13 protein-coding genes are annotated in these 14,477 nt (G+C 67.2%); 8 read left to right on the forward strand and 5 right to left on the reverse strand.

The annotated features are described in order from the left end of the window. Positions 1-7 precede the first annotated feature (7 nt). From QFZ57_RS18160 to QFZ57_RS18175, 4 genes are all read right to left on the reverse strand, one after another. A complete protein-coding gene (locus QFZ57_RS18160) occupies positions 8-1,234 on the reverse strand; it encodes an adenylate/guanylate cyclase domain-containing protein (RefSeq protein WP_373461278.1) in 1,227 nt (408 codons plus the stop codon). Then, positions 1,224-1,835, reverse strand: coding sequence for a PH domain-containing protein (locus tag QFZ57_RS18165; RefSeq protein WP_306631876.1), 612 nt, complete (start codon positions 1,833-1,835; stop codon positions 1,224-1,226). The genes QFZ57_RS18160 and QFZ57_RS18165 overlap by 11 nt, the downstream gene beginning before the upstream one ends. Then, on the reverse strand, positions 1,828-2,736 hold the full coding sequence (locus QFZ57_RS18170; protein WP_306901185.1) for a biotin--[acetyl-CoA-carboxylase] ligase: 909 nt from the start codon (positions 2,734-2,736) through the stop codon (positions 1,828-1,830). The genes QFZ57_RS18165 and QFZ57_RS18170 overlap by 8 nt, the downstream gene beginning before the upstream one ends. An 85-nt stretch (positions 2,737-2,821) precedes the next feature. Beyond that, positions 2,822-3,709 carry an SDR family oxidoreductase gene (locus QFZ57_RS18175; protein ID WP_306631878.1) on the reverse strand — a complete coding sequence of 296 codons (888 nt, stop codon included), beginning with the start codon at positions 3,707-3,709 and terminating at the stop codon, positions 2,822-2,824. Between the two features lie 215 nt (positions 3,710-3,924). Between QFZ57_RS18175 and QFZ57_RS18180 the strand changes: the two genes are divergently transcribed. The 5 genes from QFZ57_RS18180 (at position 3,925) to QFZ57_RS18200 (ending at position 9,692) form a co-directional block, all read left to right on the forward strand. Further along, the gene (locus QFZ57_RS18180) at positions 3,925-5,508 is read left to right on the forward strand and encodes an acyl-CoA carboxylase subunit beta (RefSeq protein ID WP_306631879.1); all 1,584 of its coding nucleotides are present in this window, start codon (positions 3,925-3,927) and stop codon (positions 5,506-5,508) included. A 53-nt stretch (positions 5,509-5,561) separates the two neighbouring features. Beyond that, positions 5,562-5,789, forward strand: a complete 228-nt coding sequence (locus tag QFZ57_RS18185) for an acyl-CoA carboxylase subunit epsilon (RefSeq protein ID WP_306901627.1) — start codon at positions 5,562-5,564, stop codon at positions 5,787-5,789. Between the two features lie 37 nt (positions 5,790-5,826). Beyond that, a complete protein-coding gene (locus QFZ57_RS18190; protein WP_306901187.1) occupies positions 5,827-7,512 on the forward strand; it encodes a DUF885 domain-containing protein in 1,686 nt (561 codons plus the stop codon). Positions 7,513-7,712: 200 nt separating this feature from the next. Then, complete coding sequence (locus QFZ57_RS18195; protein ID WP_306901188.1) at positions 7,713-8,075, forward strand: hypothetical protein; 363 nt, start codon at positions 7,713-7,715, stop codon at positions 8,073-8,075. Positions 8,076-8,252: 177 nt separating this feature from the next. Next, entirely contained in the window at positions 8,253-9,692 is a 1,440-nt protein-coding gene (locus QFZ57_RS18200) for a dicarboxylate/amino acid:cation symporter (protein ID WP_306901189.1), read from the forward strand. Positions 9,693-9,784: 92 nt separating this feature from the next. Here QFZ57_RS18200 and QFZ57_RS18205 read toward each other — a convergent pair whose 3' ends face one another. After that, complete coding sequence (locus QFZ57_RS18205; RefSeq protein WP_306901190.1) at positions 9,785-10,348, reverse strand: hypothetical protein; 564 nt, start codon at positions 10,346-10,348, stop codon at positions 9,785-9,787. A 197-nt stretch (positions 10,349-10,545) separates the two neighbouring features. Between QFZ57_RS18205 and QFZ57_RS18210 the strand changes: the two genes are divergently transcribed. From QFZ57_RS18210 to QFZ57_RS18220, 3 genes are read left to right on the forward strand one after another with little or no spacing between them, the layout of a single operon-like run. Further along, the gene (locus QFZ57_RS18210; protein ID WP_306631884.1) at positions 10,546-11,223 is read left to right on the forward strand and encodes a TetR/AcrR family transcriptional regulator; all 678 of its coding nucleotides are present in this window, start codon (positions 10,546-10,548) and stop codon (positions 11,221-11,223) included. Between the two features lie 18 nt (positions 11,224-11,241). Beyond that, positions 11,242-13,764 (forward strand): MMPL family transporter, encoded by a 2,523-nt coding sequence (locus tag QFZ57_RS18215; RefSeq protein WP_306901191.1) that lies wholly within the window; start codon positions 11,242-11,244, stop codon positions 13,762-13,764. A 9-nt stretch (positions 13,765-13,773) separates the two neighbouring features. Further along, a complete protein-coding gene (locus QFZ57_RS18220) occupies positions 13,774-14,418 on the forward strand; it encodes a Maf family protein (protein WP_306631886.1) in 645 nt (214 codons plus the stop codon). Positions 14,419-14,477: the final 59 nt, after the last annotated feature.

Below are 14,477 nucleotides of genomic sequence, written 5' to 3' on the forward strand. Positions count from 1 at the left end.
GTGGCCTCTAGTCCAGGACCAGGCCCTTGCCCCGTCCGCGGGTGAGGCGGACGGGATGGATCTCGCCGAAGCCGCGCACGTTCTGCGGATCCTGGGGAATCATGACGAAACGCTCGTCGTGCTCCAGGGCGGACGCCGTCATGGAGTCCACCAGGACCGTGCCGGGATCCGCAAGCGTGGTCAGTCGGGCCGCGAGGTTGACCGTGGGGCCGTAGATGTCGCCAAGGCGGGAAAGAATCCTGCCCCAGACCATGGCCACCCGGGCTTCAGGAAGGATCTCGTCTTCGGTGAAGGCCTCGGCGAGCGCAAGGGAGATCTCGGCGCCGGCCGCCGGGGTTTCGGCGATATAGAGGACTTCATCGCCCACCGTCTTGACCAGCCGCCCGCCGCCCACGGAGATGATTTCGGCACACTTGTTCTCGAAGCGCTGGACCAGCCGGGCAAGCGTCTTTTCATTCATCCGGCGGGACAGGCTGGTGTAGGAGACCAGGTCTGCAAAGCCAACCGCACGGGCCAGGGGCAGCGGCGCGTCGTCCTCGTCGCCTTCCCGGCCTTCCTCGCTGGCCTGCAGCCCGGCTTCCGCCCGGACCGCGAGCCGCTGGACCCCGGCGTTGAGCTGGCGGCGCCACGAGTAGACCAGCACTTCCTCGAGCGCGTCCACCAGGGCGGGAAGTTCGTTGACCAGGCGCTTGCGGGCCACGGCATCCGTGACGCCCTGCTCGTGGACCATGTCTTCCACCAGGGCCTCGATTTGCCAGACCACCATGCGGTCCGTCATCTGCCCGATGGACCGGGTCACGGAAATGGCCGCTTCCTCCGTGAGCTTTCCGGCGCGGACCAGGTCCACCACGGTGGACAGGGCGGCCTGGTCGCGTTCGGTGAAGGCGACGTCCTCGTCGCCAAAGTTCGGGAACCCCAGGGCACGCCAGAGTTTGCGGGCGGAGAGCAGGGACAGTCCCGCGCCGGCGGCAACTTCACGACGGCGGAGCTTGCGTTCCCCGCCCAGGAGGCGGGCTTCGAGGGCCTTCATGGCCAGGCGTTCGGCGGACATGGCACCGGTGGGCGGGTGCCGGTCCGTGGCAGGCATGGCGGCGCCAGGTTCCAGCCCGGGCGCCGCGCCGCCGGCAGCATTCACAGCGATCGAAGGTGCGGCAGGATCCAAGGTGGCGGAGTCAGTGGCAGTGGGGTCGGTGGCGGTGCTGTCGACGCGTTCCTGCTGGTCCTCATCGGTCATCCCGTCCACCTTCTCTCATGTCCTCCGGAAAATCACCGGCAGGGTAATACGTCGCGCCGCCCGGTTGGGCCCCGCTGTCAAACGGGCTGTCATCCGGCAGTTCCCCGATGGCGTCGAGGATAAAGTCGCGGAACCTGGCAACCTCAGGCACGTCGCGGAACGTCACCACGCCCTGATACCCGGTCTCCAAGGATATATTCCCCGAGCGCACCAATCGCTGCAGCAGGGATTCGTGGACTGTCAGGTTGCGCACCGATCCCAGGTTCACCTGCTGGTCCCGCCGGTTCAGCAGTCCGTACCGGGCCATCATGCGCCGGCTGGTCAGGGTGTAGCGGGTGCCCTGCCAGCGAAGCAGGCGGGGCAGGCAGTAACCCAGCCACACAGCCGCAGCCGCCAGGACACAGGCGGTGACAAGCCACGGCGTCCACTGGCGGCCAAGGGCAGGCGCCATGCGGGCCGCCCCACCGCGGAGGATCCAGGCACTGGCGAAGGCGGCCAATGCCGGCGCCAGCACAAAAGCCACGGCTGCCCCGGCCAGCTTCCTGGGCTGCGGGCGGGTTGTGACGATGACCTGCTCCCCTGGGACGAGGGTTTTACGCATAACCGCCTTGGTTGGGTGTGTCCGGTGCCGTCCAGGGCCGCAGGTGCACCACGTCCCCGGCAGTCACCACGTGCTCGCGCGAGTCGCGGTCCACCACCAGCAGGGAGCCGTAGTCGTCCAGCCGGGACGCATGGCCGATGATTTCGTGGTCGCCGGGCAGTTGTGCCCGTACCTGCTTGCCCAGGGTGACCATTACCGCTTCCACTCTCTTGTGCAGCGATGTGCCACCCGCCATGCCGGCCGCGGGGTCGCCGTCGGCGTTGCAGAAACTCCGGTACAGGACCGCAAAGTGGGACAAGTAGCTCTTCAGCAGTGCGGTGCGGTCCGTGGTGCGGGCACCTTCAAGGGCCACGGAGGTTGCGGTGGGAACCGGAAGTTCACTTTCCTGCAGGGTGACGTTCAGGCCGGTTCCCAGGATGACCGGGGGCACACTGCCGTCCACCATGGGGCCCAGCTGGGCGAGGATGCCGGCAATTTTCCTGCCGCGCACCAGGACGTCATTGGGCCACTTAAGCTCGGCCGGAATGCCGGCCGTCTCCAGGAGTGTTTCGCGCAGCGCCAGGGCTGCGATCAGGGACAGCCAGGAGTAGCTCTGGGTGGGAAGGGGCCTGCCCTCCGCGTTGACCGGACGCAGCACCACGGAGACGGACACCGAGCTCAGCGGCGGCGCTTCCCAGCGCCTGTCCAGGCGTCCCCGGGCGGCTGTCTGGTACTCGGCGGTCAGCACGGAGAGGTCCGGCCACGCCGCAGGTTCCACCGTGACGTAGCGCAGGAGGTCGGCGTTGGTGGAGCCGGTGGAGTCCACCACATCAATCCGGGGTATGCCGGTGGCGGAGAGGAAACGCTGGTCGGCCAGGTCCCCTCGGTTCAGGGGGGTGCCCGGTGCGTGTGCGTCGTCCATAGCCAAATCCTACCGAGCCTGGCCGGGTCCCGCCGAGCGGATCACCGTCCTTGGACGGACGAACCAGGCACGGCGGGAGGGCCCGCTAAAGGAAGATGTCCGGAACCAGCCGGTCTTCGGGCGCGCCCAGGCTGTAGGGGCGGAAATCCGTCACTCCCGCTGCTGCCAGGACCTGCTCGTCCGTGTAGAAGTTGCCCGACGGCGGACTCCCGGCGGCGAGGTTGCTGCCGGTCAGGACGGCGTGGGCGGCATCGGCCATGATCTGCGGGCCACGCGCGGCCAGCACCATGGTTTCGCCGTGGGGCATGTTGCGGATGGCCGCCGTGTCGATCAGTGTGCACGGCCACAATGAGTTGACCCTGATCCCGTCAGCCTTCAGTTCCTCCGCCAGGCCCAAAGTGGTCAGGCTCATCCCATACTTGGCCATGGTGTAGGCAAGGTGCTTGCCCGCCCAGGACGGATCGAGGTTCAGCGGCGGCGAAAGCGTGAGGATATGCCCCTGTTCCGAGGCCCGGAGCGCCGGGAGCGCCAGCTTCGACAGCAGGAACGAGCCGCGGACGTTGATGTCCTGCATCAGGTCATACTTTTTCATGTCCACGGTGTCCGTGGTGGACAGGTCGATGGCGGAGGCATTGTTGATCACGACGTCGATGCCGCCGAACCGCTCAACGGCTGCGGCCACGGCGCCGGCCACGTCGTCGTCCCGGCGCACATCGCCCACCAGCGGCAGCGCCTGGCCGCCCGCCTTCACAAGTTCCTCAGCCGCGGTGTACACCGTGCCCGCCAGTTTAGGGTGGGGCTCCCCCGTCTTGGCCAGCAGAACGATGTTGGCGCCGTCGCGGGCCGCCCTCGTTGCAATGGCCAGCCCGATTCCGCGGCTGCCGCCGGAGATCAGGATGGTCCGGCCCGCCAGGGAACCTGCCGCCCGGTAAGGGCTTTGGGGAGCATGCAAAGCATCGTCGCTTGAAGTCATGGGAACACTGTAACCCAAATAAGTTACTGGCCAGTAACATTGAAAAGAGGCGGCGGGACCGGCAGAAAATTGTAGGTTCCCTACAGCTGCGGGCGCCCAAAGCGTCACTAGACTTGCCACCAGGGTTCGTCTTTTGTGTGGATGCTACTTAAAGCTCCGGACAACACGGCCCGCCAGCCAACAGAACTGACCTGCTACAGAGCCGGAGACACTTGATGAGCCACGATCTGACAACGACAGCGGGAAAGATTGCCGATTTCCGCGACCGCCAGGCGCGCGCCGAACAGCCCTCCGGCCCCGAAGCCATCGAAAAGCAGCATGCGCGCGGCAAGAACACCGCCCGCGAGCGCATCGGCCTGCTGCTGGACGAAGACTCGTTTGTTGAATTCGATGCGCTGGCAGTGCACCGCTCCACCGCGTTCGGCATGGAAAAGAAGAAACCGCTGGGCGACGGCCTCGTCTCCGGCTACGGCACCGTGGACGGGCGCCTGGTGGCGGTCTACAGCCAGGACTTCACCGTCTACGGCGGATCGCTGAGCCAGGTCAATGGCGAAAAGATCGTCAAGGTGCAGGAGTTCGCGCTCCGCAACGGCTGCCCCGTGGTGGGCATCCTGGACGGCGGCGGTGCCCGCATCCAGGAAGGCGTGGCCTCACTGGCCATGTTCGCGGACATCTTCCGCAACAACGTCCACGCCAGCGGCGTGGTGCCCCAGATCTCGCTGATCATGGGCCCGTCCGCCGGCGGTGCCGCTTACTCCCCCGCCCTTACCGACTACGTGGTGATGGTGGACAAGACCTCCCACATGTTCATCACCGGCCCCGACGTCATCAAGACCGTCACCGGGGAGGACGTGGACATGGAAACGCTGGGCGGCGCCCGGCAGCACAACGCCACCACCGGCACGTCCACCTACCTGGCCTCGGATGAAACCGACGCCATCGAGTTCGTCCGCGAACTGCTGGACTTCCTGCCGTCCAACAACCTGTCCGAGGCACCGGTGCTGGGGCACCAGCAGGAGCTGGAGGTCGACGACGACGACCTCGCCCTGGATGCGCTGGTCCCCGACTCCGCAAACCAGCCCTACGACATGCGCACCGTTGTCGGGCAGATCGTGGACGACGGGCACTTCCTGGAGATGCAGGCCCTGTACGCCCCCAACATCATGATCGGTTACGGCCGGGTGGAGGGCCACACCGTGGGCATCGTGGCCAACCAGCCCCTGCAGTTCGCCGGCACCCTGGACATTGCCGCCTCCGAAAAGGCAGCCCGCTTCGTACGCCACTGCGACGCCTTCAACATCCCCATCATCACCCTGGTGGACGTCCCCGGGTTCCTCCCCGGCAAGGACCAGGAGTTCCAGGGCATCATCCGCCGCGGCGCCAAGCTCCTGTACGCCTACGCCGAGGCCACCGTTCCCAAGCTCACCGTCATTACCCGCAAGGCCTACGGCGGCGCCTACATCGTGATGGGTTCAAAGAAGCTCGGGGCCGACCTGAACCTGGCCTGGCCCACGGCCCAGATCGGCGTGATGGGTGCGCAGGGCGCCGTCAACATCCTCTACCGCCGCGACCTCGCGGCCGTCGCCGGGAACGGCGGCGACGTCGAGGCCCGCCGGGCAGAGGTCATCCGGCAGTACGAGGAAGAACTCCTCAACCCCTACCAGGCCGCGGAGTTGGGCTACGTGGATGCCGTCATCGCCCCCTCCGACACCCGGATCCAGATCATCAAGGGACTGCGGGCCCTCCGCGACAAACGCGCCAGCCTCCCCGCCAAGAAGCATGGGAACATCCCGCTGTGACGCTCCCCACCGGCTCCCAGCCTTCGCAAGCTCAGCCCGGGGCCCCCGCCGGCGTGGGCCCTACAGAAGGCTCTGCACCCGCAGCTCCCCTGCTCTCTGTTGTCAAAGGACAGCCGACGGCCGAGGAGCTCGCCGCGCTGACCGCCGTCGTCCTTTCCCTGGGTGGGGAACGCCCCGCCGCCGCCCGCACCCCCAGCGTTCGGCACTGGGTGCGCCGGCAGCAGCTGCGGCTGGCCCCGTCGCCGGGACCGGGCGCATGGAAACGCAGCGGCGGCCAGTAAGCCGGGCCCTGGCGGGTCCTCGGGGTAGTCTCGGGATGTGACTACAGACACTGCACCCGCCGCGCGCCCGCATACCCGCATCGACGCCGTCGCGGACAATTACACGGACACCCTGATCAGGCTCAACCCGACGTTCGCCACCACCCTTGGCCTGCCGGGGCATGAGACGGAGTACCAGGACTTCTCCCCTGCCGGCATCGCCGGATTCGCAGAAGCAGCGCGGGACACCCTCGCTGCGCTGGAGGGCCTGGAGCCGGCGGACGACGTGGACGCCGTCACCCTGGACGCCATGCGGGAACGGCTCGGCCTGCAACTGCTGATCCATGCCTCGGGCTGGGAGTACGCGGAGCTGAACAACATCGCTTCACCGGCCCAGGACATCCGGGCCATCTTCGACCTCATGCCCACCGGCACCGAGCAGGACTGGGAGCACATCGCCGGGCGTGCGCACAACGTGCCCGCGGCCATCAGCGGCTACATCGAGTCGCTGCGCATGGCCAGGGACGCCGGCAAAGTGGCCGCCGCCCGCCAGGTGCGGATCGTGATCGAACAGGTGACCAAATACGCCGCCGGGGACGGCTTCTTCGCCAAGCTGGCCACCGGGGCCGCCACGGCCGCGGGGCCGCTGCCCGCAGCACTGCAGGACAAGCTCGACGCCGGTGCTGACGCAGCCCGGCGCGCCTACACCGGGCTGGCAGAGTTCCTGCGCACCGAACTGCTGCCCGCCGCGCCCGAGAAGGACGCCGTGGGCCGGGCACGCTACGCGCTGGCCTCCCGCTCCTTCCTGGGTGCAGAGGTTGACCTAGGGGAAACGTACGCGTGGGGCGTGCAGGAACTCGACCGCCTCATCGCCGAACAGGAACGCGTTGCGGGCGCCATCAAAGCAGGCGCCACCATTGCCGAAGCCAAGGAAATCCTCAACAACGACCCCGCGCGCCAGCTGAAAGGCACAGAGGCGCTCCGCGAATGGATGCAGGACCTTTCCGACAAAGCCGTCGCCGAACTCGCCGGGGTGCACTTCGACATCCCTGACGCCATGAAGAAACTCGAGTGCCGGATCGCCCCCACCGACGAAGGCGGCATCTACTACACCGGCCCGTCCGACGACTTCAGCCGGCCCGGCCGCATGTGGTGGTCCGTCCCCGCCGGCGAGGATACGTTCACCACCTGGGCAGAGACCACCACCGTGTACCACGAGGGCGTTCCGGGCCACCACCTCCAGGTGGCCACCGCAACCTACCGCCGTGAAATACTGAACAAGTGGCGCCGGAACGTCTGCTGGACCTCCGGCCACGGCGAGGGCTGGGCTCTTTACGCGGAGAAGCTCATGCAGGAACTGGGCTACCTCAACGATCCCGGCGACCACATGGGCATGCTGGACATGCAGCGCATGCGCGCCGCCCGCGTGGTTTTCGACATCGGAGTGCACCTCGAACTCGAGATGCCAGAACGCTGGGGCTCCGGCACCTGGACCGCCGACAAGGGCTACGGCTTCCTCAAGGAAAACCTTCCCATCAGCGAAGGGCAGCTCAGCTTTGAGTTCACCCGCTACCTCGGCTGGCCGGGCCAGGCCCCCTCCTACAAAGTGGGCCAGCGGCTTTGGGAACAGATCCGCGCCGAGCTGGAAGCCCGGCCCGGGTTCGACCTCAAGGAGTTCCACACCAAGGCCCTCAACATCGGCTCCGTTGGACTGGATACCCTCCGCCGGGCACTGCTCACCTAGCCCGCCCACTTTCCGTCCCGGGTCCTGCCCCCAATTGGTGGACAGTGCGCACAGCAATCAATAAGCTTGCTTACTGAATTGCGTTGTGCTGCGTATTGCCACATGAACAGGGAGACCGCCTTGCCTGACTTCCAAGGGGCACCGGCCGAGACGGGAGCAAGCTTCTTGGCCCCCATGGCGCCCTGATTCTGACGCTGCCGGTGGGCGCAGTCATTTCCGCCGCCTTGACCGCCGCCTTCAGTGAGGTCTACGAGGCAGTGGTGGCAGCCGATGGGGTGGCGGGACTCGACCATCCGGCTTTGGCGGCCAGCAAGGACCTCCGCACCCCCGCGCTGGATATGGTTGTCACGGCCTTCACGGATGTGGGCGGGACCATCGGCATGCCGGTCCTGGCCATCATGATCATGGCGGTCCTCGCCTTCCGGCGCCGCTCCTGGACTCCTGTCATCCTGATCGTCACGGCAGGCCTGGGTTCACTGCTGATGACCATTGCCGGCAAGCGCCTGGTGGGCCGCACCCGCCCGGACCTCAGCGATGCGGTGCCGCGCACCGGCTCTACCTGACCTTCAGAAAGCGCCACGAAACACGAGATGTTAAGCACACCCCCGCCGGGAATAAGTAACACAAGCCGCTGCTGGCCGCGAGTTTCCGGGGTTGTTCAGTTCCTGAAGCAATTGAAGGCCCGTAATATTTCTCAATATTGGTTCGACGTGGTATTGGATGGCGTCTAGCTTGTTCTGGTGAGCACTCAGACAAGCACCCCGTCCCCCGCAGGGAAGACCGGATTCCAGCTGCCCAAATGGGCGGGCTCGTTCGGCTTCCAGATCGTTGCCGCCCTCATCGTGGGCCTCGGCCTCGGCCTGCTGGCCAAGTACACCGGCAGCACCAAGACCAACCCCAACGCCCTCGGCGCCACGCTGCAGACCATCGGCTCAAGCTATGTGTCGCTGCTGCAGACCGCCGTGGTCCCGCTGATCTTCACCGCCGTCGTCAGCTCCATCTCCAACCTGCGCCAGGTGTCCAACGCCGCCAGGCTGGCATGGAACACGCTCCTGTGGTTCGCCATCACGTCCCTGATCGCCGTGCTGATCGGGATCGGGCTGGGCGTGCTGCTGCAGCCCGGCGCCAACACCGGCATCAGCGGGGATGCCAAGTACACCGGCAAGTCCGGTGACTGGTGGGCCTTCCTGGTGGGCCTCTTCCCCAAAAACTTCCTGGGCCTGGGTGCCAGCTCCACTGTTGGCGATTCCGGCGCTGTCACCACCTCGGTCAGCTTCAACGTCCTGCAGATCCTCGTCATCGCCATCGCCGTGGGCGTCGCCGCCCTCAAGGTCGGCAAGGCCGCAGAGCCGTTCCTCAACCTCAACGCCTCGGCCCTTGCCGTGATCCAGAAGGTCCTGTGGTGGATCATCCGCATCGCGCCGCTGGGCACCATCGGCCTGATCGGCAACGCCGTCGCCGTGTACGGCTGGGACACCATCGGCTCGCTGGGCAAGTTCACCGTGGCCATCTATGTGGGCCTCGCCCTCGTGCTGTTCGTGGTCTACCCCATCCTGGTCCGCAGCCACGGCCTCTCCATCAAGCAGTACTTCTCCGGCGTATGGCCCGCCGTCCAGCTGGCCTTCGTGTCCCGCTCCTCGGTGGGAACCCTGCCGCTGACCCAGCGCGTCACCGAGCGCAGCCTGGGCGTCCCCCGCGCTTACGCCTCCTTCGCCGTGCCGCTGGGCGCCACCACCAAGATGGACGGTTGCGCCGCCATCTACCCTGCCATCTCGGCAATCTTCGTGGCCCAGTTCTTCGGCATCCACCTGGACTTCAGCCAGTACCTGCTGATCGCCCTGGTTTCCGTCCTCGGCTCCGCGGCAACCGCCGGCACCACGGGCGCCGTGGTGATGCTCACCCTGACGCTCTCCACGCTGGGACTGCCGCTGGCCGGCGTCGGACTCCTGCTGGCCATCGACCCGATCCTGGACATGGGCCGCACCGCCGTGAACGTCGCGGGGCAGGCCCTGGTTCCCACCATCGTGGCCAAGCGCCAGGGGATCCTGGACGAGTCGCTGTACAACGCACCGCGCAACGGCACGCCCTTCGTTGATGACAGCGATCTTGCTGCCACCGACGCAACCGACGGCACCAGCGCCGACACCGCACCCCGCGAACTGCAGGATGCAAAGGCGTAACAGCCGGGCCTGCCAAATAAAGGAAGTCTCCAGGAACCATCCTGGAGACTTCCTTTTTTATTGGCGTAGGTCCTTCCGTCCAGACACTTAGGTCAGCGCCCGCCGCCTCCGATCACGCCGTTCTGGACGGCCTTGGTCACGGCGTCGGCTTCCGCCTGCGTCAGCTTTCCATCCGTGACAGCCTTGTCCAGCCGGGTCTTGAGCTCGGCGGCCCGCTCAGCCTGGGCCTCCGTGCGAAGATCCTGCAGGGCCTGCGTCACCTTCGCCTCGTCGATGCCCAGCGAATCAGCCAGCGACTTGGCAAGGGCCGCGTCCCGGGTGGCCGGATCGGGCTTCTGGCCGTCCGCAGGCGGCGTAGTGGGCTTGTTGGCGTCACGGAAGGCCTTCAGCGCGTCGCTCACTTTGGTTTCGTCCACGCCAAGCTTTGCAGCCAGGGCCGAAGCCTCCACGATCCCGTGGCCGCCCCGCCCACCGTGCCGTCCCATGCGCTCAGGGGCCGTGCCGGTGCTTCCGTCAGCCGAAGCGCTCGAGCTTGCACTCGGTGCGGGGGTGGGTGTGGTGGTTGTTGCAGAAGCCATGCCGGCGAAACCGATGCCGGCAGCAAGCGCCAGCGCTGCCCCGGACATACCGAGGGTCATCTTCTTCGTGCGTGTCATCTCTTGTCTCCTGATTCGCCGTCACAGAACGGCTGCTGGTGATATGCCTCTTCGTGAGACATACCAAGCTTCGGCGACCAGCTTCAGGAGAGGCTGTTGGGAACCTTTCGTTCTCCTGTGAATCGGAGTTTTGTTCCTCCTCGAAACGCGTCCGCACAAACTTGCATGCAGTGCAAACTTGCACGTAGTGTAATCAAGTGACCACTTCCCTGCCATCCTCCGGCCCGGACCCGGCGCCTCCTTCCCGGCGCGAGCTGAACAAGGCCGCCACCCGCCAGGCCATCACGGACGCCGCGCTGGGACTCCTGCGCTCCAAAGGGCCGGGGAACTTCACCGTGGAGGACATCGCCGACGCCGCAGGAATATCGCGCCGCACCTTCTTCAACTACTTCAGCAGTACCGACGCCGCCCTGGCGTCCATCGTCCACGGCTTCCTGGACAACGCCATCAAGCAGCTGCGCCTCCGCCCGGCCGACGAGCCGATTCTGGAGTCCGCCCAGGCGGCATTGACCGCCCTTGCCGATCCCAAAGCCGTGGCCCCGCTGGCCGAACTGTTCACGCTGACCCAGAAGAGCCCACTAATGTCGCACACCGAACTCGAGGCATGGGACCACTGCCGGGCCCAGGTTTTCACCGTGGCCCGCGAACGCCTCGCCGGTACCCCCGGCGGGCAGGACGAGCTGTACGTCCACGCCCTGGCCGGCTCCATCATCTCCTGCGGAAAAGCCGCCATGGAGGTCTGGTTCAGCCGCCGCGGGCCGGACCTGACCCCTGCTTCGCTGGCAGAGCTGCGCCAGCTGCTCATTGACGCCATGGCCCTGCTGGGGACCGGCTTCAACACCACCAATTCACCATCCGCCACCCGTTCCTCCTGATCAGATCGGTTCTCCCGCATGGCACTCCTCCTCTACCGCCTCGGCAAGTTCTCCTACCGCCGGCGCTGGCTTGTCATCTCGCTGTGGCTTGCCGTGCTGGTGGCCGTGGGCGGCTCGGCCGCAGCATTCCACGGCACCCTGTCCAACAACTTCCAGATTCCGGGGACCGAAACCCAGCGGATCGCGGACAAGCTCAAGCAGGAGCTGCCCTCGGCCTCCGGCGGCAGCGCCACCATCGTTTTCGAGGCCCCCGACGGCGGCTTCACGGCGCAGAGCCGGGCGGCCGTGACGGATGCGCTGAAGAAGCTCCAGACCCTCCCCGAGGTCCGCGGCACGGTGGACCCGTTCGCCACCCAGGCGCAGGTGGACCAGGCCGGCAAGGCCGTCACCGACGGCGAACAGCAGCTGGCGGCGGGCCAGGCGCAGCTTGACGCTTCCCGGGCGCAGCTTGAGGCCGGCAAGGCACAGCTGGCCGCGGCCGAGCAGCAGCTCACCGCCGCCGGAGCGCCGGCCGCATTGATTGAAGCCCAGCTGGGCCAGGAGAAGTCTGCGCTGGCGCAGGGCCAGGCCAAGTTCGACGCCGGCACCCAGGAACTGGCGGCCAGCAAGGCAAAGCTGGAACTTGGCAAGCGCCAGGCCCAGGCAGCCTCGGCCATCCGCTTCGTTTCCGAAGACAACAAGGCCGCCGTGGCCCAGGTGCAGTTCAACACCTCCATCAACGGGCTGACCCCGGCGGTGCGCAAGCAGGTGCAGGAGATCGCCCACCAAACCTCGTCGGCCGGGGTCACGGCCCTGGCCAGCAAGGAAATCACCGAGGACATCTCAGCCCTGTTCGGCGCCGCAGAGATCGTCGGCATCGCCGTGGCCGCGCTGGTCCTCATCCTCATGCTGGGCACGCTGATCGCCGCCGGGCTGCCGCTGCTGATGGCCATCATGGGCGTCGGGGTGGGCGTGGGCATCACGTTCGCACTCTCCGGCCTGTTCGACATGAGCTCCATCTCCCCCATGCTGGCCCTCATGCTGGGTCTCGCCGTCGGCATCGACTACTCCCTGTTCATCGTCAACCGGCACCGGACCCAGCTCCTCGCCGGCATGGACGCTGAAGAGTCCGTGGCGCGGGCGAACGGCACCTCCGGCAACGCCGTGGTCTTCGCCGGCCTCACCGTGATCATCGCCCTTGCCGCCCTGGTGGTTCCCGGCCTGCCGTTCCTCACCGTCATGGGCCTGGCCGCAGCAGGAACCGTGGCAGTGGCGGTCCTCGTGGCCATCACCCTGACTCCCGCCATGCTGTCCCTGATCGGGCGTCGCATCGTCTCCAAGCGTGCCTGGGCCAAGTCAGCGGCGCACAACGCCGAACCGGGCCACGAAGCCGCCGACCTCGCCACCGACCGCGAACGCAGCACCCGCGGATGGGGCGGATTGGTCACCCGGCACCCGTGGGTGGCACTGGTTGCCGGCATCCTCCTGCTAGCCACCCTGGCCCTTCCCGCCACCCAGCTGCAGCTGGCCCTGCCCGACGGCGGCTCCGAGCCTGTGGAGTCCGAGGCCTACCAGGCCTACGACCTCACTGCCCGCAGCTTCGGCGAAGGCGTCACCGGACCGATTGTGGCTGTCGGTGAGTTCCCGGCGAACCTGGACGAAGCCCAGGCGCAGAAGCTGCAGTATGACATCGCGGACCAGCTCCGCGCCGTGGACAACGTGGTGGCTGCCGTGCCGGTGGCGCTCAGCGAAGACCGCCGGACAGCCGTGTTCCAGGTCATCCCCAAGGAAGGCCCGGCCAGCGCCAGCACCGTGCAGGTAGTCTCCGAGCTGCGGGGGCTCAACGGCCAGATCAGGGACGACTACAACGTGGCCATGGGCCTGACCGGCCAGACGGCAGGCAACGTGGACGTCTCCACCAAGCTCGGTGACGCCCTGCCGCCCTACCTGGCGATCGTCGTCGGACTTTCCCTGATCCTCCTGCTGCTGGTGTTCCGCTCCATCGTGGTCCCGCTGCTGGCAACGGGCGGCTTCCTGCTGTCCCTGTCCGCCGCTTTCGGTGCCGTGGTTGCCGTCTACCAGTGGGGCTGGCTGGGCAACGTCTTCGACGTGGCCAACCCCGGCGCCGTGCTCAGTTTCCTGCCCATCATCCTGATCGGCGTGCTGTTCGGCCTGGCCATGGACTACCAGGTGTTCATCGCCTCCGGCATGCGGGAGGCATACATGCACGGCTCACCGGCCAGGGAAGCCGTCCGGGTGGGCTTCCGGCACGCGGCCGCGGTGGTCACGGCCGCCGCGATCATCATGGTCAGCGTGTTCTCCGGCTTCATCTTCAGCCACCTCACCATGGTCCGGCCGCTGGGCTTTGCGATGGCCTTCGGCGTCCTCTTCGACGCCTTCGTGGTCCGCATGACCATCGTCCCGGCCGTGATGTACCTTCTGGGCGCCAGGTCCTGGTGGCTGCCGCGGTGGCTGGACCGGATCCTGCCGGACGTGGACGTGGAGGGCGCCAAGCTCAACCGTGGCCAGGCCGCACCGGTCTCCGGCGAACTGGTCCACTAGGCTGAAGCCGTGCTCCACCTGATTCTCGCCTCCCAGTCCCCCGCCCGCACCAAGCTCCTGGCCGAGGCCGGCATCCGGCACACCGTGCTGGTCTCCGACGTCGACGAGGCCGCCGTGCAGGCAAAGTACGGCGTCACGGACCCGCACGACACCGCGCTGCTGCTGGCCCGCGCCAAGGCCGAGGCCGTAGCGGCGCTGCCCGAAGCGGAGGGCGCCCTGGTTCTGGGTTGCGACTCCGTCTTCGAGTTCGACGGCGAGGCGCACGGCAAGCCTTACACCGCCGAGGTTGCCCGCGAGCGGATGCTGCGGATGAGCGGCAGCGCCGGGGTACTGCACACGGGGCACTGGCTGGTGGACTGCAGGGACACGGACGACGACGGTCCGGCCGGCCGCGGGTCGGGCGCCACGCTCGGGGCGGTTGCCTCCGCCGAGGTCTCCTTCCTGGAGATGGAACCCGCGGAAATCGACGCGTACATCGCCACAGGTGAACCGCTCCACTGCGCGGGCTCCTTCACCATCGACGGCCTGGGCGGGGCCTTCATCCGGAAGGTCGACGGCGACCCGCACGCCGTCGTCGGCCTGTCCGTCTCCACCCTGCGCGGCCTGCTCGCTGCCGCCAGCGTGCGCATCACAGACCTCTGGCCGCCGCGGTGAAGCACTCCGTTTTCCGCACTCCTTGTAGCTTCCCTACAAAGGAAGCCTGGTTTACACGC

Origin of the sequence: Arthrobacter sp. B1I2, assembly GCF_030816485.1 — a bacterium.
Classification (GTDB): Bacteria; Actinomycetota; Actinomycetes; order Actinomycetales; family Micrococcaceae; genus Arthrobacter.

Bases quoted from the DNA above. Each gene is read 5' to 3' on its own strand.
- QFZ57_RS18205 (WP_306901190.1), bottom strand. From the start codon at position 10,348: ATGACACGCACGAAGAAGATGACCCTCGGTATGTCCGGGGCAGCGCTG.
- QFZ57_RS18175 (WP_306631878.1), bottom strand. From the start codon at position 3,709: ATGACTTCAAGCGACGATGCTTTGCATGCTCCCCAAAGCCCTTACCGG.
- QFZ57_RS18215 (WP_306901191.1), top strand. From the start codon at position 11,242: ATGGCACTCCTCCTCTACCGCCTCGGCAAGTTCTCCTACCGCCGGCGC.
- QFZ57_RS18165 (WP_306631876.1), bottom strand. From the start codon at position 1,835: ATGCGTAAAACCCTCGTCCCAGGGGAGCAGGTCATCGTCACAACCCGC.
- QFZ57_RS18180 (WP_306631879.1), top strand. From the start codon at position 3,925: ATGAGCCACGATCTGACAACGACAGCGGGAAAGATTGCCGATTTCCGC.
- QFZ57_RS18160 (WP_373461278.1), bottom strand. From the start codon at position 1,234: ATGACCGATGAGGACCAGCAGGAACGCGTCGACAGCACCGCCACCGAC.
- QFZ57_RS18170 (WP_306901185.1), bottom strand. From the start codon at position 2,736: ATGGACGACGCACACGCACCGGGCACCCCCCTGAACCGAGGGGACCTG.